The sequence below is a fragment of the Vibrio chagasii genome (genome assembly GCF_024347355.1).
Lineage (GTDB): Bacteria > Pseudomonadota > Gammaproteobacteria > Enterobacterales > Vibrionaceae > Vibrio > Vibrio chagasii.
Genome location: NZ_AP025466.1, coordinates 1,574,810 through 1,596,140, shown reverse-complemented (window position 1 = coordinate 1,596,140; position 21,331 = coordinate 1,574,810). Strand labels below are relative to the sequence as shown.

Annotated in this window: 20 protein-coding genes and 1 pseudogene; 7 read left to right on the top strand and 14 right to left on the bottom strand. The window is 42.9% G+C overall.

The genetic code is table 11. From position 1 onward, the window contains the following. Window positions 1–442 precede the first annotated feature (442 nt). The 5 genes from OCV52_RS22835 to OCV52_RS22815 all read right to left on the bottom strand — a co-directional run bounded on the left by OCV52_RS22835 (window position 443) and on the right by OCV52_RS22815 (window position 5,643). Window positions 443–1,651 carry an IS256 family transposase gene (locus OCV52_RS22835; protein ID WP_137406691.1) on the bottom strand — a complete coding sequence of 403 codons (1,209 nt, stop codon included), beginning with the start codon at window positions 1,649–1,651 and terminating at the stop codon, window positions 443–445. A gap of 255 nt (window positions 1,652–1,906) precedes the next feature. Beyond that, window positions 1,907–2,800 carry a hypothetical protein gene (locus OCV52_RS22830; RefSeq protein ID WP_137406690.1) on the bottom strand — a complete coding sequence of 298 codons (894 nt, stop codon included), beginning with the start codon at window positions 2,798–2,800 and terminating at the stop codon, window positions 1,907–1,909. A 394-nt stretch (window positions 2,801–3,194) separates the two neighbouring features. Continuing rightward, complete coding sequence (locus tag OCV52_RS22825) at window positions 3,195–3,380, bottom strand: hypothetical protein (RefSeq protein ID WP_137406689.1); 186 nt, start codon at window positions 3,378–3,380, stop codon at window positions 3,195–3,197. Window positions 3,381–3,796: 416 nt separating this feature from the next. Then, a complete protein-coding gene (locus OCV52_RS22820) occupies window positions 3,797–4,990 on the bottom strand; it encodes an ISL3 family transposase (RefSeq protein ID WP_261900840.1) in 1,194 nt (397 codons plus the stop codon). A 191-nt stretch (window positions 4,991–5,181) separates the two neighbouring features. Continuing rightward, window positions 5,182–5,643, bottom strand: coding sequence for a TetR/AcrR family transcriptional regulator (locus tag OCV52_RS22815; protein ID WP_004737753.1), 462 nt, complete (start codon window positions 5,641–5,643; stop codon window positions 5,182–5,184). Between the two features lie 530 nt (window positions 5,644–6,173). Here OCV52_RS22815 and OCV52_RS22810 point away from each other — a divergent pair. After that, complete coding sequence (locus OCV52_RS22810; protein WP_137408622.1) at window positions 6,174–6,473, top strand: YfcZ/YiiS family protein; 300 nt, start codon at window positions 6,174–6,176, stop codon at window positions 6,471–6,473. Between the two features lie 38 nt (window positions 6,474–6,511). Here OCV52_RS22810 and OCV52_RS22805 read toward each other — a convergent pair. Further along, window positions 6,512–6,793, bottom strand: a pseudogene (locus tag OCV52_RS22805) (YnjH family protein). A 137-nt stretch (window positions 6,794–6,930) separates the two neighbouring features. On the opposite strand from OCV52_RS22805, the gene OCV52_RS22800 reads away from it, so the two are divergent. Beyond that, window positions 6,931–7,530, top strand: coding sequence for a hypothetical protein (locus tag OCV52_RS22800; protein WP_008215701.1), 600 nt, complete (start codon window positions 6,931–6,933; stop codon window positions 7,528–7,530). A gap of 103 nt (window positions 7,531–7,633) precedes the next feature. Here OCV52_RS22800 and OCV52_RS22795 read toward each other — a convergent pair whose 3' ends face one another. Beyond that, on the bottom strand, window positions 7,634–8,740 hold the full coding sequence (locus OCV52_RS22795) for a 1-acyl-sn-glycerol-3-phosphate acyltransferase (protein WP_032498059.1): 1,107 nt from the start codon (window positions 8,738–8,740) through the stop codon (window positions 7,634–7,636). 175 nt (window positions 8,741–8,915) lie between these two features. On the opposite strand from OCV52_RS22795, the gene OCV52_RS22790 reads away from it, so the two are divergent. Then, entirely contained in the window at window positions 8,916–9,542 is a 627-nt protein-coding gene (locus tag OCV52_RS22790; RefSeq protein ID WP_137408621.1) for an AraC family transcriptional regulator, read from the top strand. Window positions 9,543–9,693: 151 nt separating this feature from the next. Here OCV52_RS22790 and OCV52_RS22785 read toward each other — a convergent pair whose 3' ends face one another. Continuing rightward, window positions 9,694–10,185 (bottom strand): hypothetical protein, encoded by a 492-nt coding sequence (locus OCV52_RS22785; RefSeq protein WP_137408620.1) that lies wholly within the window; start codon window positions 10,183–10,185, stop codon window positions 9,694–9,696. Between the two features lie 22 nt (window positions 10,186–10,207). After that, window positions 10,208–10,729, bottom strand: a complete 522-nt coding sequence (locus OCV52_RS22780) for a nicotinate-nicotinamide nucleotide adenylyltransferase (protein ID WP_137408619.1) — start codon at window positions 10,727–10,729, stop codon at window positions 10,208–10,210. Window positions 10,730–10,838: 109 nt separating this feature from the next. Between OCV52_RS22780 and nadE the strand changes: the two genes are divergently transcribed. After that, window positions 10,839–11,669 (top strand): ammonia-dependent NAD(+) synthetase, encoded by an 831-nt coding sequence (gene nadE, locus OCV52_RS22775; RefSeq protein ID WP_137408618.1) that lies wholly within the window; start codon window positions 10,839–10,841, stop codon window positions 11,667–11,669. Between the two features lie 85 nt (window positions 11,670–11,754). Here nadE and OCV52_RS22770 read toward each other — a convergent pair whose 3' ends face one another. Continuing rightward, complete coding sequence (locus OCV52_RS22770) at window positions 11,755–13,611, bottom strand: hybrid-cluster NAD(P)-dependent oxidoreductase (RefSeq protein WP_137408617.1); 1,857 nt, start codon at window positions 13,609–13,611, stop codon at window positions 11,755–11,757. 218 nt (window positions 13,612–13,829) lie between these two features. Between OCV52_RS22770 and OCV52_RS22765 the strand changes: the two genes are divergently transcribed. Next, on the top strand, window positions 13,830–13,988 hold the full coding sequence (locus OCV52_RS22765; protein WP_004737661.1) for a YqaE/Pmp3 family membrane protein: 159 nt from the start codon (window positions 13,830–13,832) through the stop codon (window positions 13,986–13,988). Between the two features lie 192 nt (window positions 13,989–14,180). After that, a complete protein-coding gene (gene pyrC, locus OCV52_RS22760; RefSeq protein WP_137408616.1) occupies window positions 14,181–15,209 on the top strand; it encodes a dihydroorotase in 1,029 nt (342 codons plus the stop codon). Between the two features lie 135 nt (window positions 15,210–15,344). Here the strand turns inward: pyrC and OCV52_RS22755 are convergent, their stop codons facing one another. Then, the gene (locus tag OCV52_RS22755; protein WP_137408615.1) at window positions 15,345–16,250 is read right to left on the bottom strand and encodes a DUF808 domain-containing protein; all 906 of its coding nucleotides are present in this window, start codon (window positions 16,248–16,250) and stop codon (window positions 15,345–15,347) included. Between the two features lie 174 nt (window positions 16,251–16,424). Between OCV52_RS22755 and OCV52_RS22750 the strand changes: the two genes are divergently transcribed. Beyond that, window positions 16,425–17,351, top strand: coding sequence for a M14 family metallopeptidase (locus OCV52_RS22750; protein WP_137408614.1), 927 nt, complete (start codon window positions 16,425–16,427; stop codon window positions 17,349–17,351). Window positions 17,352–17,527: 176 nt separating this feature from the next. Here the strand turns inward: OCV52_RS22750 and OCV52_RS22745 are convergent, their stop codons facing one another. From OCV52_RS22745 to OCV52_RS22735, 3 genes are all read right to left on the bottom strand, one after another. Further along, a complete protein-coding gene (locus tag OCV52_RS22745; protein ID WP_137408613.1) occupies window positions 17,528–19,135 on the bottom strand; it encodes a BCCT family transporter in 1,608 nt (535 codons plus the stop codon). Window positions 19,136–19,591: 456 nt separating this feature from the next. After that, entirely contained in the window at window positions 19,592–20,164 is a 573-nt protein-coding gene (locus OCV52_RS22740; RefSeq protein WP_061032195.1) for an aldolase/citrate lyase/malate synthase family protein, read from the bottom strand. Between the two features lie 246 nt (window positions 20,165–20,410). Next, on the bottom strand, window positions 20,411–21,331 hold the full coding sequence (locus OCV52_RS22735) for a cache domain-containing protein (protein WP_137408612.1): 921 nt from the start codon (window positions 21,329–21,331) through the stop codon (window positions 20,411–20,413).

The following is a 21,331-nucleotide window of genomic DNA, read 5'->3' as shown; positions in this document are numbered from 1 at the left end:
TTAGATCCTGCTCATTTTTAGCACCCTGCACTAATGATAATTGAATCACTATAAGCCTCGATTTTATCGAGGCTTTTTTTATTGGCTCATAGCCTCTCTCTCGCCTTAAACTCAATTTTATTAGCAACCATAGCAATGAACCCCAAAACGCCTCACTAAGAGCGCTTGAGGCTATATAAGTGAACATTATCAATTAGGGTTGCTTAGCTTTTTACAGGAAAGGCATAAATGTAAGTGGTTAAAAAGAAAAGAAATAACGCCCTGGGATACAAAAAAATCAGATAAAAAAGCGCGGTGAGTACGATGGAAAAAGAACAAGAGTACAAACGATAGGCACAAAAAAAGCTCCCTTAGGAGCTTTGTTCGTTATGGCAACTGTATGTATTATAATGGTATTTATTAATTACTAGACCCTGTAAATAATTCTGTGTAACTGTCGGGGTTACATATATTCAGTGAGTCGGTCTTCGAACATAATCATAAAGCGGTTCAGGGCTTGTCGCCAGTTTCTGATTGGCATTGTCCATCTCTTGGACGCATCCTGGATCGCTAAGAAGATCACTTTTCTTGCCGACTCATCAGTCGGGAACAGTTTACGCTTCTTAATCGCTTTTCTAATAACGCTATTCAGTGATTCTATAGCGTTGGTTGTGTAGATCGCTCGCCTAATGTCTTCGGGGTAGTTGAAGAGCGTGTTCAGGTTATTCCAATGCGCTGTCCAGGAGCGGCTGATCTGAGGGTATTTATCATCCCATTTATCTGAGAACTGCTCTAAGGCGAGTAGTGCTTCATCTTCCGTTTTCGATTGATAGATTTTCTTAAGATCGGCAGTGACAGCCTTATAGTCCTTCCAAGGTACGTACTTGACTGAGTTTCTCACCATATGGACGATGCAGAGTTGTATCTGGGTATTTGGGAATGCTGCATTAATGGCGTCAGGAAAGCCCTTCAGGCCATCGACACATGCAATAAGAATGTCTTTTACTCCGCGGTTTTGCAGCTCTGTTAGTACAGCAAGCCAGAACTTAGCGCCTTCCGTTTCTGACAGCCACATACCAAGCAGTTCTTTTTGCCCCTCCATATTTACGCCTAAAGCAAGATAAACGGCTTTGTTGATGACCTGTTTATCTTGTCTGATTTTAACGACAATACAGTCGAGATAGACGATGGGGTAGACTTCATCTAATGGGCGAGATTGCCATTCAACAACCTGCTCCAGAACAGAGTCCGTCACCTTAGATATAAGGGTTGGTGAGACATCCGCATCGTACATTTCCTTGAATGTGGCTACGATTTCTCGGGTCGTCATGCCTTTAGCATAGAGGCTTAAGATTTTGTCATCCATCGACTGGAAGCGAGTTTGATGCTTACGAACCAGCTTTGGTTCAAAGCTTGACTCTCGGTCACGAGGAACGTCTATTGGCACTTCACCATCATCAGTGATAATCGACTTGGTGGAGTACCCATTACGGGAGTTAGAACTAGGTTTAGGGGAGTGTTTTTCGTAACCAAGGTGCTCATCAAGCTCGACATTCAATGCCGTCTCAACAGTCACCTTGGTTAACATTTTTCGGAAGTCATCAAGATCAGTTTCTGTCTTAATTGACTTAGCTGCTTCACGAGCAAAAGCTTCAAGTGCTTTCTTATCCATACTATCCATCCTTAGCCTTTAAGGCTTAAGTTTAGACAGTTACACAGAATTTAGGACAGTCTCAATTACTATCCACAATTTGTCCGCGCGGATAAATTGAGTCACATTTCCCTATCTCCAGATAGAGCGCTGAAATGGGCTTTATTTATCATTTAGTTCACTCATACTACCAAATGTCCACGGATAGAGAACCAGATCAAGCAAGGCTAGACAAATCAAAAAACAATAGATTACTGCTTTTTCTATCACTACTTATTAGTCACAATAAATATATGTACCTTCGAATTTTAGGTTAGAGCCAGCATAGATTTTATTTCCATACGAACGAATTTTTCTACCCAGACCATCAAAATCTGTTGATATAGATTCATTTCCATCTTGCGTAGTGTAATTTATTTCAGTAGTAGACAAAAGTTCTCCACTTTCAGAAGTCACTTTTGTTTCTATATGCAACCCATTGGTAAAAGAAGGTTCAGACCCCTTATAAGTTTTAGTTACCAAATTACCATCAGCATCAATTTCAGTTTCATAAGAATAATACTCGATAAAAACACTATCAGTATCTATGTTCTCTCTATGCATCTCTACTAGCCGTTCATTGGTGTCATAGATATAGGTCACATTGTATCTACCTAAATAGTTATCTACTCCTATTAGTTTATTATCACTATCATAAACGTTATATTCGGTATAGCGGGTCGTGGAGTAACTGGTAACATTTCCGGTAACATCATACTCCCATGTATATGTCCATGCTGAAGTGTCATGATATATAGATGTCTTTCGAATTAAGTTATCTGAGGAATCATAATCATAGTTACTTTTTTTTCTAACATAATCACTATCACAAGATTTATCCGTAATGACCAAACCTCGACTGTTATACGTAGGCATAAAGCCATCATCACCTCCCCAACGAGCACTTTCATCAACGAATTTACCACTAAACTCGTGGTAACCTCTCAACGAGCCTTTAGGGACATTCGAGCAGCTCTGAACACAACTCGACCCTTCTAGCGACTGAATTTGCTCCTCAGTGAAATCTGGAAATAAACTCTTTAAATCCACATTAGGTGAACTGCTATTTCCCCCTTCGCTACCTTTGCAACCAACTATCGTAAATAAAGCCAACAACATAATCTTTCGCATTATACGCCCCATCCATTACTATCGTGCGGGAATACCGCCAACCAACATCACCAAAAGGAGCACGTTCTGTTATTTATTTTTCATCCGCGCGCAATACTTTATAAGTAGTATTTCTCATTTTGATTTCGGTGTTTATTTTCCTCTATTTAACAATTAAAGCAATATAAATCAGTTGAATAAGCGAACTACACTCAAATAATTTTAAAATAGAATCGCGTAAGCTTAGGCTTTGCTCTAATTATTATTAAAGTTTTCCAAATCCGCGTGTTGGGAGTTCGAATCTCTCCACCCCTGCCATTACAATTTTCATTTTTACGCAAAAAAGGAAGGCCGCTAGTTTTAGCGGCCTTTTGTCTTTTAGAAAACTTCTTTCTCTAACGCTCTGATTCGATGCTCATGGTCTTCGTGGGTCATCACTCATCAACATGTCATGACTAATGGTTAGCTTAGGTTGAGTGTCGTTTGAGGGCGCTGCAAACGGATATTTACTAACAATGTGTTTAGTTTGTCTCTCGGCGTTACGCTTTACGTCACCAGCAAACAACGCTAAGCCACGTTCAGTTGCCCCAGCACGACGCACTCGTGCACTTACCTTAAATCGATATCTTTTCTAATAATCTTAGGTAAATGCGCGGTCATATTGGTGATGTATTGAGAGAAAGGCGGACTGACGCCCGTCTTACCGAATCTTGCGAATGAACTCATATTAATATCCCTGCGATTGCGGAATAGTCAGTGGGTCAAAGTTACGCTTTGGTTTTCTTTTTTGAGTAATACCGTGTTTTTTCGCACCACTTCAAGCCATGCTAAAGAGTTCTGGTCAGCTCTGGGTTGAAGTTCTAGCACCCAGCCATAGGTGGGCAAGGTGCATATATTGGGTCAGAAATTGGTAAATCTGCAATAGATTTTGCAGGAGTGAAATCTACATCCATTTAAGCCCCCAAGAAGTAATAACCCGCTGCTTGAAAAGCGGTAACAAAAGCCATAAATAAAGGTTCATCGCGGCTTTCCGGGGAAAGCCGCTTTTATCTTCAAGAAGAAGTAGTCTGTATCTCGGTACCCATATCCCATTCGCTTGATTAGCTTTATCTTGTTGTTTATCCCTTCCAATGTGCAGGTGTTAAGCGGATAACTCGCAGATGCGATAATGCCGTGAAGATAAGGCCTTAGTTTTCGTGCGAACTCTTTCAATGGCTTAATTCCACTCTCTTGTACTTGTGCCCACCACGCCTCCCAGAGCCCTTTAGCATGTACTTCTGATTCACAATACCAAAGCTCTTTGAGTTGTGCTCCGAGTATATAAGTGGTCATTAAGTCCTTATTGATATTCAATATTTCGGTAAGATAGCTGTTTTGCTGTGTATTCAAATTACCCCTGTTTTTTAGCAACACCCAGCGTGAGCGCTTGATCCATTGCCTCGCTTTTTTATCTTGCTTGAGTTTGTTGGCTTGGTCGACTCTGACTCTATCCATCACCTCTCGACCGAACTTAGCAACAACATGGAATAAGTCGTAAACGATTTTTGCGTTCGGACAGTGTGCTTTAACTTCAAGATCAAAAGCCGTATTCATGTCCATTGCGACCGCTTCGATATTATTGCCATGCTTGCCTAGTTGCTCGAAGAACGGCCGTATGTCCTTACGGCTTCGGCCTAACCCTATCCAAATGACTTGGTGTGTCTTAGCGTCAGCGATGACCGTGGCATATCGATGCCCTTTAAAGATGGCGAACTCGTCCATGACGAGTTGCCTTAGCTCCTCCCATTTCACTGGCGGTACCACTTTTCTAAGTCGGGATTTATCTATCTCTTTAATGGTGTGCCAATGAACGTTCGTTAACCGGGAGATATGCTTAATAGGAAGAAGAGGCAGTAATTGTTCTATATAGCTTCTTAAGCGCTTCGTTATACGAGCATAAGGCTCCAACCAAGATAGAGATTCTGTTTTTATGCCACACTCACGGCACTTGATTCTTCGCGTTTGAACAGAAAGAACAACAGGAACACCGAGCAACATGGCTTCTTTTACATGACGCCATTGATACTCATGAATAGCCTCGGCCTCGAGACCACAAAGGCACTTAGCCTCAGAGTTCGGTTCAAGAGTCAGGGTAATAAGTGATGCTGTCTGGTGAGACTTTACGACTTGAAAGCCTTCCCAGAATGAAGATAGGAAAGTATGATTCGGCATGAAAACGGTAGTTTGTGTATGATTTTTGTTTGGCGACTAAACCATATCACTTACTACCGTTTTTGTTTTTAGTTCCCGCTAATCCGCGATGAACCAAAGAAAAGCCCCTAATTACGGGGCTTTCCGGTGCATTCATTTTCAGTCATGCTTTATAAATCGCCCCCTCAGGAGCTTCTTTTAGTACGTATTGATTATTGGCTCATACGAATCAGTGATTTACCAATCAACCACTCAAGTTCTTTACCGCTTGTATCACCAAACTGAGTCTCAGTTAGCTTGTAAAGACGATCAATACCGTTTGCCGCAAATTCGTGTGCGTTTTCAGCTGTAACGATATGGTGGAAAAGTAAACGTAAAATTGCTAGGAACTCAGCGTCTTCAAGCGCTTTAACCCAGCTAGCTGAAAATGCATCAAGACCATTTTCGAAATCAATGTGCTCCATGAACATCTTGAAGATTCGACCGTCTAGAGCAGCTGTGAAATCTGTTTTCTTTGGAAAGTGGTGGCTTATACCTGTACGAGAAACGCCCGTTTGCTGACTCAAAGTCGTGTATGACATCTTGTCGTAACCCAACCTTAGTAACTGGTCTACAACGGCATCCATAATCTTCTGGATTGTGATTTCTGTATCTTCTTTACTACGCTTTGGCATATTCAGGCTCTTCTCTTTGTAAATCCATCTAACTCAATAAAATGAAGTCAGAATGAAAATTGTTATCAGCATTATGTGAGCAAGGCATTTTTTCGCAAGTATTTCCATTAAAATACCCGCCAGTACTTCGCATAAACAACTTTACAGTGCTGCCTCTTTGGGCACTTTGTCTAATTATTCTTCGAAAGTAACCTTACCGCTCTAAGTGGTTAATCTAAAATAACTACTTAGAATATCAAATACCCAACAATAAATTCATTGTATAAATACCTATCAAGCAATAGATAGTCTTATAAAATTAGTCACGAAGCAACTAACTGAATGATATTCTAACAAATTAATGACACTGCTTTTCAACAAAACATGAGATAGATCACATACATATTTGTCGGCGCGAATGTACATATTCATTTAACCCTGTAACAAACAACATAGCATACCAATGCAAATTAGTTCAAAGATTTTAATTTTTGTAGATACAGTTCAAATTGCTCGTTAGAATAACCTTATATTTTGTAAGAGGATTATTTATGAGCCAAGATATTGGTAACAACGACGTATGTGAAGCTTGCGGCTGCGCGGGCGAAATCGGGTTCATCATCAAAGAAGGCGACGATGTTGCTGAGGTAACAGTTTACGGTAACTCAAAAGCCCTAATTGAAACTGAATTTGCAAAGTACGTAGAGCTAGCAAAGCAAGTCTCTAGCAATGTTGAGTACGAAGCGTCAGACATGACGGAAGAAAGCACTGAATTGCACGCTCGCTTCAAGTTTGAAGTTAGTGCAGAAAAGATTATTTTCGAACTTAAGACTCGCTCTCTAGCGCGTTAATATAAGCACTTATATTCTTATTATAAAGACGAGTTAAATTACTCGTCTTTTTTTATTTGTACCCAAGCAAGTGCCCCATTCGTCTCAAAATCATTTTCCGCAGGACACTGAATCACAACACCAGACACTTCTAACACCGCCCCAATGCTGTATGCCTTGTCATCATAATAACAAACTCGTTGCTGTTAACCACTTTGAGTAACCACCACCGCAGCCTTCCCCGGCGTTGAAATTACTTTATTCGCATTGGCAGGCATTGAGCAAAACATTGCACTTGCTACCAAGACGCTCTTAATTATTTGTATATTTACTCTAGTCATCCATTTACCTGCCATTGTCGCTGAATTTCTGATTAGCCAAACGATTTCTATTTTATCTACCGCCAAATGGGTAAAACACTGTGCGAGAATAATTTTTCCATTATAGTGTTAACGTCTATCGTAATAAGAAGCCTGTTATGCTCAGAATAATTGCACTTATTATTGGTTCTTTAACCATAACAAATGTCAGTGCAGAACCAATCGATCACTATCAAATATTGAACCATCTGGACAATTACGGAAACTTATATCTCCGAAATAAGCCTTACACAGCGCTTCCAACCGGTTTAGTGGTCGATGGTAATCTTAATATCGAAAACACCCCGATCACACGTTTACCTAAAGGGCTTGATGTTAACGGCAGCCTCAAGGCTTCTAATAGTCAGCTAACCAGAGTAGCAAGTGGTGTAAAAATCAAAGGCTACGCCGACTTCATGGGTAGCAAAATCACCAGCTGGCCTAAAGGCGTAAGAGTCGGCGGGTTCATTAATTTCACTGACACTCCATTGCAAAGGCTGCCCAACGGCCTACGAGTGAGAGGCGACCTCAGTGTGATTCGCACCCCTTTAACCGAACTGCCGAATGGCATTGTGATTGATGGTGACCTGTATATCGGCGGCTCAGCAATTACTGCATTCCCAGAAACGATGACGGTGAAAGGCAATATCTATTTAGGTGGCAACACCGTCACGACTTGGCCAACAAATTTAGAACTTGGCGGTGCAGTGGCGCGCTAGCCTTGCCTGTGGCTTAGCCTCTTACCATCAAAAAGTATAAGTAAAAAACAAAAAAGGAGCTCAAGGCTCCTTTTTCAATTCAATCAATTAAGCGAAATCTTCGTTAACCAATGTTCTTCACTGGGTTCGCGTAGCTGTCGATCAAGTACTGACGCGCACCTTTTGGCAACGTTGCTAGCTTGTCTTCGAACTCTTTCTTAACCGTAGCTGTGATCGAGTCATCTTCTTTCTCTGCCGCCAGCAGGTTTACAGGGAACAGCTTGTAGTTATCATGGATCTGACGGTCAATCTCTTCAGCCAATGCTTCTGGAGTCTCAAAGTCTTGATCGATAACCTGACCAAACCCAACGTGGATGCGCCCTTTATTGCCCACGATACCTTGGATAATGCTCTCGATATCTTCAAATTCGCCTTTTTCGTAACTGCCGTTTACATCTTTTTCAAACAGCTCGATCGCTTTAGCCGTATCACAAGGATCATTCTCATATGAGATAGAGACAGGGACAATCTTCAGTGACTTCACGTATTCAGGGAACGCCAGCTTCTGTTTGCGTCCTTCAACATGAAACATTTTAAGGATGGCAGGATCAGTGAAATCATTACCGTCTTTTGCACGGCCTTCTTTCTGAGCGATCCAGATAGAGTTACCAGTATCTAAAGAGTGCTTAATGTAAGAAGAGAGCTGGCCTAACGCTTTCATCATTTCACGCGGCCCTTTAAGCGAGCGCTTAACGATAAAGCTCTTATTCAAGCGCATCAACTCTGTCGCACACGGCTTCTTCAGAAGATTATCACCAATCGCAATACGGCAAGTTTGGTGATTTTGTTGATGCAATGCGTAGTTCACCAATGCTGGATCCATAGCAATGTCACGATGGTTTGATACAAACAAGTATGCTTGATTCACATCCAATGACTCTAAGCCTGTGTACGTCACACCGTTTGTGGTGTTCGCTAACGTGTCACGTAAGTACTTTTTCACTTCAATCTGAATCGATTCAACGCTAGTCAGCTTGCTCCACTTCATTTTTAAGTAAACACGTAGAATTGGGCTCATTAATGCTTGGAACCAAGCTGCGTGATTCGAAAAACGGTAGTTCAGAATCGCACTGATGAATTCTTCATCATTAATAAGACGGTTTAGTGCCGCTGGAATTTCATCATCGCCGTAAGGACGAATATCAACATATGGATCAGTTGGAGAGGTCATTTTTTCATTCATATAATAAAAAGCTAGCTCATTCTACGCGTTGTTTTGACTTCTCGCAGCTACAGAGCCCATACTTTTGACAAGGTCAGACCAGAAACAGTGAAAATAGCCTGTTATTGTTGGCATTCTTTGAGATTAACGGTAATCTTGACGCTCCAAAATTAAGGTACTATCTATGAACTTCGCTATTGAATATACATCGGCTTACTTTTCACACCTGGTGATCACACCACGCAAGAAAGTACTAAAACATAGCCTTGTATCGGTTCAAAGTGGCTTGGTTTTGATCAAACTGGGTAATCAAGAGTACGCCGTTGAACCAGGCCAAAGCGTTTGGATTCCATTTGACTGCTTAACTTCGTTGACCTACTTCCCTAACACTCAAGTTAGCCGTGTCGATTTCTCTGTTCGACTGACAGATGCTTTCCCACGCCAAGCAGGTTACATCACGCAAACTAACCTCTCTTTGGCGTTGCTAGAGAAGCTAGAACTGACTCACGGCCGAGCTTCAGGTGCTAACAATACCGAGCAAGCGTGCAAAGACATGCTTTCTGTACTCAAGCAAGAAGTGCTGGCATTCAAACCTCTGCTTTGTGAAAGTGCGTTGTCTCAACGATTCAATCAGTGGAACATTGATGACTCTAACCTGCCACAAGAGCACACCTTAGTGATGGTAATGCGCGAAGCGAAGAAGCGCATGCAATCAGGCCAGAAGCGTGCAGCTGTGATCGATGACCTATTCTCAGGTAAAGAAGAAGAGTTTGAACAACTGTGTATGCTGGTGTTTGGTGACGATCTATAGTCGCTAATAAGGCATAATGTCGCTGAGAAAAGCCAATATTTAGATACTATAAAGCCGCAAAAACTGAGTTTCTGCGGCTTTTTTAATTCTTAGTACTAATTCAGGATAAATAAAAGCTAGATTTACAATCTTATAGAAGAATCGTGTTGGTCTAAAACGGTAACTCAACTTGCATCACCAAATCGGCATCTCTTGAATCGTGCCAACGATAATCAAAACGCATACGAGGTTGCCCTTCTACTTTCTCTCCGAAGCCAATGCTTAATTGCAAACCGTGATTCAAAAGCCACTCTTCAGTAGACATATCATATTGCGCATCTTCTAAGTCTTCAGGAAACCACATCCCTAAGCCAACATAATTTGACTCAAGGCTTTGAGTTAACAGTGGTGCATCTTTGGTTTGAAGTACCCAGTCAGACCAATAGTCTGGTGTGCTCTCGGCTTCGTCTTCACTCATACCAGTTATTTCCAGCATGCGCTCACCAAAAGACTCAATACTCGTGGAAAAATCTAGACAGCTATTCTCATCATCAGAAGTCAGCATGATTGAATCTAAGCTAAAAAAGTCACATTCAGCCTGTGCAGGTAAACTGCATGCTGCAATGATCATCGTCGCTGGTATCGCGCGCTTTAGCATAGTCATCAGACCTCTTGAATTAGTGAATCTACATTATTGTATACAGATCACTACCTTGCAACATCTTTGTAACTGACTTTGTACTCAGTTTTGATACATCGCTTCCACTTATCAACGCATTACGAATGTCTGTGCTACGGATCTTCACCTTCTCTGGGCAAGCCATTACAGACCATCGCTCGGTAATCTCACCTGATTTATAGAAAGATGAGAACTTGAAGAAGTTGTCCGGTCCGATAACAAACGTGAGTTCAGCGTCACCATGTAACTTTTGTAATTCACTGAGTACAGCATAAGTTGTCACACTTTCACCGGGCGTAAACAAACTCTTTTCGATCAATGATAGTTCAACTTGAGCCAATGAAAGATCACTAATAAATGCGTTAACTAACTGACATCTCGTATCAAAGTCTAGCATCTCTTTTCCCCAAGCATGGGCAATACTTGGTACCAGAAGAATCTTGTCGAAATGAGCCAGTGAATCAATCACACTTTTATGCCCTAAGCTCGGCGGATTAAACGCACTACCGAAAATGGCTATTTTTTCCATTATTAATTGCTGCCTTCTCTTTCTAAGCTTGTGCAAAGAGGTTTTTAAATCGAATGATTTAGGTATGATAACACTAGATTTTTAATTTGCTTGCAGGAAAGGAATACGAATGGAACAGTTAATTCGTGACGAAATGCGCGTACTACCTTCAATTGACCCTCACTTCGAAGTGACTCGTCGTGTGGACTTTATCAAAACGAAACTTCAGCAGTCTGGCTGCAAGTCCCTGATCCTTGGTATCAGTGGTGGCGTAGACTCGACTACCTGTGGTCGTCTAGCACAACTGGCTGTTGACAGCTTGAATGAAAGCACAGGCAGCAACGACTACCAATTCATCGCAGTTCGCCTACCTTACGGCGAGCAAAAAGATGAAGATGAAGCACAACTTGCTCTTTCTTTTATTCAGCCTTCCCAATCAGTTTCTGTGAACATTAAAGCAGGTGTTGATGGACTTCACGCGGCTTCTCACATTGCACTTGAAGGAACGGGCCTACTACCAACAGACTCGGCAAAAATCGACTTTGTAAAAGGTAACGTAAAAGCTCGAGCTCGTATGATCGCACAATACGAAATCGCAGGTTACGTTGGTGGTCTTGTGATTGGTACTGATCATTCAGCAGAAAACATCACTGGCTTCTACACTAAACACGGTGACGGTGCCTGTGATTTAGCGCCTTTGTTTGGCCTGAACAAGCGTCAAGTTCGTGAACTAGCGGCAACACTAGGCGCGCCAGAGTTGCTAGTTAAGAAAGTACCAACTGCCGATCTAGAAGAGCTTGACCCACAAAAAGCTGACGAAGCAGCGCTAAACTTAACTTACGATCAAATCGATGATTTCCTTGAAGGTAAAGAAGTACCTCAAGACGTATCAGACCGCTTAGTGAGCATCTACAAAGCAACACAACACAAGCGTCAACCAATTCCAACAATCTACGATTAATGCTTTAAGTTAATCTCAATTAAAAAGGCCGGAAGTTCAGCTTCCGGCCTTTTCTATTTTATGAAGGGAGTGACTTAATTAGCCATTAATCCACAACTTCGATATCGGTTTGAGGCACACTGCAACATGCTAAAATCTGTCCCATGTTGCGTTCATGTTCTTGCAGCGCTGGTACATCCGGTTGATGAACTTGCCCAGACTCAAGGGTCACTTTACAAGCACCACAAAAACCCGCTCGACAACTTGATGCAATAGACACACCCGCCGACTCGGCTTGCTCTAGTAAGGTTGACTGGTTATTACCTTCGAAAAGATAGCCGTTAACACTCAGTTGTAATTGCTTCACGGTTTCTTCAGTAGCCTGAGCGACACCAAATGCTTCGTGATGATAATGCTGAGGGTTAAGCCCCATTTGAATCAGCAGTTTCTTGGCATTATCCATAAAGCCATCAGGGCCACACACGAACGCTTGGCGCTTGTGTAACTCATCAATTTTAGCGACATGAGACACGCTTAAACGACCAGACAAACCATCCCACTCTTTCGTTGGTTGGCTCAATGAATAGATCACACGTAAACCTTCATGCTCTTTGGCGATCTGGTCAATCTCAGCTTGATAAGGAATATCTTCTTCACTGCTGCATTGATGATAGAAAACCACATCATTAATCTGACCATGGTCTGCTAAATAACGAAGCATCGACAGCATAGGCGTGATACCGCTACCCGCAGAAAGCAATAATAAAGGGTGCGTTGGGTTCTCTTCTAAGTAGAAAGCACCATCCGGGTTTTGCGCCACTAAGGTATCGCCAACTTGGAAATGGTCGTTCAACCAATTAGAGATCTGGCCATCATTGACGCGCTTCACTGAAATCGCTAAACGACCCGCGCGAGATGGGCTCGAAGATAACGTGTAACGGCGAGACACTTTTTCGCCATCAATCACCATTTCAATCGGCAGATGCTGACCTGGTTGGTAACTTGGTAAAGAGTGGCTCTCTTTCGCTGGCTCTAACCAAAACGTCGTAAAGTCTCGAGCTATCTCCTCACGCTCAACACAGGTTAGGTGCAGCGACTCTACCCATGTGTCTTCGTAATACTCTTTTTCTTTGGTTTCGAGTACTTCAACCACATCACCTGCTCTAACCAAGCCTTCATTTTTCGCGACTAGGTTTTGACCAAAGAACACGCCACCACGATCATTGGCTCTGAATTTAGAGAAGGTATTCAGTGGCTCTTTTGTCGCTCTTAACTCACCACTGCTAACGTCCACAGTTGTTAGAATACAACGTTCACAAGGCTTCACCGCCTCGAACTCAACCTCACCAATTCGAATACGCTTCCAGCCATCTTCAGCAAACGCTTCAGTGTTTGAGACCACGAAGTTGGTGCGGAACTGATCCATGGAATGCGTTTCAGGACTACGGCGATTCAACTCATCAAGCGAAGCTTGGCTGATGATTAACATCGGGTAACCGTCGGCAAAACTGACGTTATGGCCCAACTTTTCACGAACACGATTCGATTGTTCACCAGAGAAAAGCAGCTCAACACGTACACCCAATACATCACTAAACCAGTCATCAGCTTCGTCACTCGTTGTGTAGGCCGTGAAGCTGTCTTTCCACACTGTTGCTGGCGCTTCTTGCATCTTAAAGTTCGCATACTTAAGGCGCAGTGGCTCTTTATCTTCATAAGTAAAGATCAAACCATCTGGCAGTAAGCTGGAAGACACTTTAACCATTTTAGGATATTTACGCGCCGTAACCATTGAGCCATCAGCCAATGCCAGCATGAAACGTCTGTCAAAAGTGAGACCTTGTTTTTCAACCCAAGCAGAAGAAAGCGCAATGCCGCCCACTGATTTAACCGGAAACACATTGATTTGAGATAAGGAAGGAGCTTGCTCTGAAGCCTTTCGATCTAGAGGTGACTGCGACATAACGATTCCAATGTTTTTTAGTTTGTCCCAATGCTAACAAATGGTTATAAATAGATAAACTGGCAGCCATTAAACACTTGATACTAAGCGAATATCTTGAGATGTTTAACTCATTGTCTTCTATACATAAAGACAGCAATGCATTAACACTCTCCAGACCTTCTATACTGTGAATACAGTTAGTGCATTGAACTTTCATTGAATAAAAAGGATTTATCATGAACAAACTCGTCATTATCATCTTATGTGTACTGCTTCCTCCTTTGGGTGTGTTTTTCGCACGAGGCGCAGGCAAAGACCTTTTGATCAACATCGTCCTCACTTTCTTCTTCTGGGTTCCGGGAATGATCCACGGGTTGTGGGTAGCGACTCGATAATCCATCTTCAAAAATAAATACCGAATAAAATACGCGGAAAAACAAGCTCCTGACCCTGAAGAGTTAAAAATAGGATGAAATGAAAATGCTTTTCCACTATCATCCTGTCGCCTAAACGTAAGCGATTGCTTTCACAGATTTCGCAGAGTTTAGGCTCCAACTACATAACACTTCAAATGGTGGGAGCCTTCAATGACACAACTTACGATTACTCGTCCTGACGACTGGCACGTTCATCTACGCGATGGCGAAGTATTAAAAGATACAGTGCGCGATATCAGCCGCTACAATGGTCGAGCGTTAATCATGCCAAATACCATCCCACCGGTAACTGATACCGAAATGGCTCTAGCTTACCGTGAACGCATCATGGCAGAGCAGCCAAGCGAGCAATTCCAGCCTCTAATGGCACTTTACCTAACAGATAAAACAACACCTGACGAAATTCGCAAAGCGAAAGAGTCTGGCGCTGTAGTGGCTGCGAAACTATACCCAGCTGGCGCAACAACCAACTCTGACTCGGGTGTAACCTCTGCAAAGAACATCTACCACGTACTAGAAGCTATGCAAGAAGTTGGCATGCTACTTTTGGTACACGGCGAAGTAACCACGCACGACGTTGATATCTTTGACCGTGAGAAAGAGTTCCTAGACACCGTTCTTGCGCCAATCGTGAATGACTTCCCTAACCTAAAAATCGTTCTGGAGCACATCACAACAGCAGATGCTGCGAATTTCGTAAAGAACGCGAACGACAACGTTGCCGCGACAATCACAGCTCACCACTTGCTTTACAACCGCAACCACATGCTAGTTGGCGGCATTAAGCCACACTTCTACTGCCTACCAATCCTTAAGCGCAACACTCACCAAAAAGCGCTAATTGAAGCAGCGACAAGCGGCAGCAAGAAGTTCTTCTTAGGTACAGACTCAGCACCACACGCAAAAGGTGCAAAAGAGTCAGCATGTGGTTGTGCGGGTTCTTACACAGCCCACGCAGCTGTTGAACTGTACGCAGAAGTGTTTGAACTAGAAGGTAAGATTGAGAACCTGGAAGCATTTGCAAGCCACAATGGCCCTGACTTCTATGGCATCCCACGTAACACAGACACCATCACTCTAGTAAAAGAAGAGTGGAACGTTGCTGAAACCATGCCATTTGGTTCAGACATCGTTGTGCCAATTCGTGGCGGCGAGATGATTGCTTGGTCAGTAAAATAAGTACTCAGAAGGCAAAGTAAATACGTGTAGATACTTCGTAAATACTTCACTTCAACTAAAAAGGGTCACCCGATTATGGGTGACCCTTTTTGTTTAGTATTTAACAAACTCATTGCCTAAGACGTTGTTTAAGCCCTACTTGCCGCGAACCTTCTCTATCACACTCCAAACCGCGACAACAAGTAACCCTGCCACGACACCAATCACGCCATTCAACAAAGTAGGAACAACGGCAGTCGCTATCGTATGCCCGCTGAAGTCCATGATGATAGGTTCAATCAAATGATGAATCGCAGGAACGTTATGAACCACGATACCACCACCGACCAAGAACATGGCAGCCGTACCGACAACTGCAAGCATCTTCATTAGCTTGGGCGCAAAGGAAACAAGCCCATTACCCAGCTTTGTTTTGAATGCGCTACCGTCAGATGTACGTTGAAGATAGAAACCTAAGTCATCCAACTTAACGATCCCTGCAACCAAGCCATAGACCCCAATCGTCATCACAACAGCAATCAAGCTCACGACAATAATCTGAGTCAAGATGCTGGTTCCCGTCACGGTACCTAGAGCAATCACAATGATTTCTGCGGATAAGATGAAGTCGGTACGAATTGCGCCTTTAACCTTTCTCTCCTCATAGTCCTCAATGGACTCACCAGTTTTATCTTCATCTCCTTTGTCGTCATCTTGGTGGACGTGCGGGAAGAACTTTTCTAAGATCTTCTCAGCCCCTTCGAAACAAAGAAATAAGCCACCAATTAACAGCAATGGCATAATCAACCAAGGAATAAATGCACTAATTAATAAGGCGGCAGGCACAAGAATCAACTTGTTCTTGAATGAGCCTTTTGCAACCGCCCACACCACAGGGATTTCTCGCTCAGCAGACACACCCGAAACCTGCTGTGCGTTAAGTGCTAAATCATCGCCTAATACACCTGCGGTTTTCTTCGCTGCAACTTTAGACATCAGTGCAACATCGTCTAGCACTGTGGCTATGTCGTCTAACAATGTGAGTAAACTTGCTCCAGCCATTTTATTGTCTCTTTTAAAGGATTGAACAACAGATAAAATGTAACACTATCAATTCACTCATCAAAGTTATGAGTCTGTAAAAAATAAAGTCACAAACTGTGTTTTCTATTGCCGCCTCAGCGAGACAGGACTAGTCTGTCTGCATCTTTCACGAACATAAAAGAAAAAGTATAGATGAAAAGTGAATACAGCTACCCTATCGGTGAACCTGGAAAAAAATGGCAAGAAGCAGAACGTCAAGCATGGTTTGCTCAAAGAACCATTAAACGCGAATACCAGCAAGAAGTCGTTCCTAAAATCCAAGCATTAGCTGACCGCTTTGATATCGAGCAATACGGCGCACTGAGCTACGCTGAAGCTCGTTTCCCTCTGTTTGCAATCAAGAGCAAAAACTGGGACACATCAAAACCAACCGTTCTGGTAACTGGCGGTGTTCACGGTTATGAGACAAGTGGTGTACACGGTGCGATCAAATTCGCAGATACTCAAGCAGAGAAGTACGCAGCACATTTCAACGTGGTGGTTGCACCTTGTGTTAGCCCTTGGGGTTACGAAGTCATCAACCGATGGAACCCAAATGCCGTTGATCCAAACCGTTCTTTCTATGAAGGTACCCCTGCTGAGGAATCAGCAAACCTACTTGCATTAGTAGCATCTCTACCAGAGGTATTGGTTCACGTTGATCTGCACGAAACGACAGACTCTGATGAAACTGAATTCCGCCCAGCACTTGCTGCTCGTGATGGCATTGAGTACATCGAAGGTATGATTCCAGATGGTTTCTACACAGTAGGCGACACTGAAAATCCTCAGCCAGAATTCCAAGCGGCTGTCATTGCTTCAGTTGAAAAAGTAACCCACATTGCCCCAGCAGATGCAGACGGTAAGATCATCGGCTCAGAGGTGACACAGCACGGTGTGATTAACTACCCAATGAAAGAGCTAGGCCTGTGTGGCGGCGTAACTAACTGCAAGTACGGGACAACGACAGAAGTTTACCCAGACAGCGACAAAGTAACGGATGAAGAGTGTAACGATGCACAAGTTGCAGCTGTCGTTGGTGCTCTAGATTACGTCATTCAACAAGAGCTAAATGCGTAAACGAATAATTTATCTCTAGTGAACGAGCATAAAGTTAAGAAAAGCCACAAGTGACGAATCATTTGTGGCTTTTTTATTTCTTGCTAACGCACATAAAAAACTCCCTTGCACAAAGTACAAGAGAGTTTCTTAGTCAAGCGTCACTAGTGAGTAATTTACCTCACTAGAAAATCGCTCTATTTCACTGTTTCACTTACGTTTGCTTGGCCTTTATCTACTTCTGTAAATAGACCTTTCAGCAGGCTCACACAGCCAATCAGAAGAATGATAGTGAACGGCAGCGCTGCGATAATCGTAATAGATTGCAGTGCTTGAATAGATTGAGTACCACCAATCCACAACATCACCATCGCAATCGCACCTGAGATAACCGCCCACACTACTTTCTGTTTCACTGGTACTTCAAGCTTACCACCAGCCGTCATACCATCGATAACAATCGAACCTGAGTCTAGTGTCGTAACGAAGAACACAATGATCAGTGCTACTGCGATAACCGATAGGATGCTACCAAACGAGTACGCATCTAACATGTGGAACAAGCTTAGTGATACATCTGTGATCCCTTGATCAAGACCAAGTTGACCAACATGGTTAATGACCTGTTCAATAGCCACACCACCAAACACAGACATCCAAGCCGAAGTTACTAGCGTCGGGATAATCAGTACGCAGAACAAGAACTCACGAACCGTACGACCTTTAGAAATACGCGCTACAAACATACCGAAGAATGGTGCATACGCTACCCACCATGCCCAGTAGAACACAGTCCAACCATGTAGCCATGTCGTGTCTTCACGACCAGAGCTTTGGCTCAATGCCAAGATATTTTTCACATAGCCCGTTGCCGCTGTTGCTACAGAATCAAGCACAGTTGTGAAGTTAAGCACTGCAATAAGGCCAAGAAATACAAACGCAATAACCATGTTTAGGTTACTTAGGAACTTAACACCACCGTCCATACCACGAAGTACAGAGATGATCGCCAGACCCATGATCAAAACAATGATAGATTGCTGAAGTAGGATATTGTTTTCCAAGCCAAACACGTGGCTAATACCACTTGCCGCTTGTGTACCACCTAAGCCTAACGAAGTCGCCAAACCAAACAGAGTAACCAGTACCGTTAGCACATCGATCACATCACCCGTTTTGCCCCACACTCGCTCACCCAAGATTGGGTAAAACACTGAGCGCATAGATAGTGGTAGACCTTTGTTATAAACAAAATACGCTAGGCAAAGTGCTGTCATGCCGTAGATAGCCCAAGCATGGAAACCCCAGTGGAATACCGTTGCACCCAGCGCTAACTCACGACCCGCTTCTGTAAAAGGTTCTGCATTAAGCGGAGTACCAAACCAGTTGGTAAAGAACGCGGTTGGCTCAGCAACACCCCAGAAAATAAGTCCAATACCCATGCCTGCTGCGAATAACATCGCGATCCAAGAGGCCATTGAATAGTCTGCCGTCGCGTCTTCACCACCTAAGCGAACTTTACCTAGCGGTGAAAATGCAAGAATAACGGCAAAAATTAACATGATGTTAGCTCCCCACATAAATAGGAAGTCAAACTTTGATAGAACTGCACCCTTGATGGAATCAATTGCCGCTTTGGCATCTGCAGGAGGCAGTGCAAGAAGGGTGATGATGAAGAGAAGAGATAAGCCGACTGAGGCTACGAAAACTGTGTTATGGACATCCATGCCCCATTTACTGACGTTGTCTTGACCAACTTGATAGTCAGTAGATTCAATACTGTACTTTTTTGATTTAAAACTCATAAATTATGATGTTCGCATATCCGATTCAACGAATATAAGGACGCTCTCCATATCCAACTACTACTTGATTGGCTCGCCGCACCGCCTAAATAAAAGGCAATAAAAATCACAATAGTTAGTGATAAATGGACTTACTGGCTCAATCCCAAGACGCGCATTATAGCACAGCTCAAAGCATTTTGACTGAGATTTCGCTCAATAGTAGCCCAAACCACCGTCGATAATGATAGTTAACCTAATAAAAACAGAATAAAATTAAAGAACAAAATTATTTAAATACAACAACTTAAATCAAAACAACACACTATAACGTCACATCCAAAGTTTCTGCATATGATTTTGATAATCGCCTAATTTACTTATAGCTCTAATAAAAAAACCCGCTATAGGGGCGGGCAAATTACCAAAGGTAAAAGAGAAATGGATTGTTAGCGCTGCGTACTGCAGCGCTCGATATCAGAGTGCGAAACAGAATCCAAGATTGTAGTCATCACCATTTTTCGCCGTGAACTCTTTATCTTCACTTGATGCATTTGGTCGGCCGCTTTCATCGCCCTTCACTAGGCTAACCCAGTGTCTGATTCCAGAAGAAATACTTGCGTCTGTTTGACCGAAGGTAGTGCATGTCTCTAGTTGGATATCTTCAATATCAACAAGCTCAAGGTTACCTGTGCCTTTCCGAGCGCCCATCGTCACTTCAACGTGCGTACCGCTTTCATCACGGAACAGGATTGATGATGGTTTGGATTTATCACCTGTGTATGCCACAAAATGCTTAGCACGTTTCAGACCTGTGTGTTCACCATTTTTGAAGTAAACCTGAACATGTCGGTAGTCAATCTCATAGCTCACAACATCTTCATGAGAGCCCGACTCAAGAGGAAATAGAGTATCTAGCAACTGTTTCGCCATCTTCTGCTTTTCGAGTTGCTTGTCTGCTTTCACCATTTCGACGGCAAAGACAGCTTCAGCAATAAAAGTTGAATGGTTTCTGTGAAGTTCTGTTTTGTCTAGTGTCAGCATATTCATAGTCTATCCCTCGTACGGCTTTAAATTTCACGTAGGTCAAACATCCTAATGACCCTTTTCAGATTTGTTCTTTACTGCTCGGTTTCCATGTTTTTCATACTACTGTTATTTTTGAAACAATTTCACAACAAAAATTACACACTGTGAATTTTACTAAATTGCTTTTTTACACACTCCTATTTTTAGGGGTAAAATGAGCATTAAGTCATTAATTTTAATAGACTTACACTCACCACACCCTGACTTTTACGTCTTGTTTGATTTTGTGTAATATCCAACCCCAACTAGCTTGTTATCGATAACTCGATAGTAGGTATGCTTGGTTTCGACCTTACTCGACAATGGATTTAACCAGCGATAGGTATAAACACCACGGCCATTTTCTCGCGCAAGATTCAACATATCAGTGAGGATCGGCTTATCATCTGGGCTCAAGATTTCGTTGTGTGATCGCCCAACCAACTCCGGTGACACGCCATGAGCTAGTAGCTTTCCAGAACTCATGTCCATCACAAACACATACAAATCTCCTTCCACAAAGCTGCCTTCAGCGTCATTGAACTCAACCAAGCTATCTTGTTCAGACTCCACTATCGCAGTCATCGCTCTCGCCAATAAATTCTTTGCCTCGGCCGCACTCGAACGTTCAGGGTAATAACCGACAGCGACAATCACATCGCCTACTCGCTCAAAGAACGTAGTTTTCGGTTCACCCATACGATCAGTCGGGTTCGTCCAGTGATATTCCACCTCGCCAAAACCGTTGTGGACCGCTTTTGTTATCATTTCTCGAAAAAATGGATTGCCGTAAACATCTTGTGTGTCCAATACACTGTCGCCCACCAACACCATGGAAGAGCCGCCACTGGCAAGAAATTGACCATCAATTCCGAGTGCAAACACGTATAACTCACCGTCTATGTACTCAGGGTCACTCATGAAATCTTTGACGCTTTCATCACCCTCGGTTTGAACGTGGATTACAGCTTTCGCCAGCAGAGTCTTGGCTCTTCTCTCTGCCTCGCTCACCACGTGGGGCTCAGAAACATCAAGCACATTAACAGGCTTAGCTTGTTTCTCTGTTTCAGAATGTTCGGCACGTAAACTAATGCCACTCACGACAGCAAACACAGCACAACCAATGAGGATGATTCTGGATAAATTCAT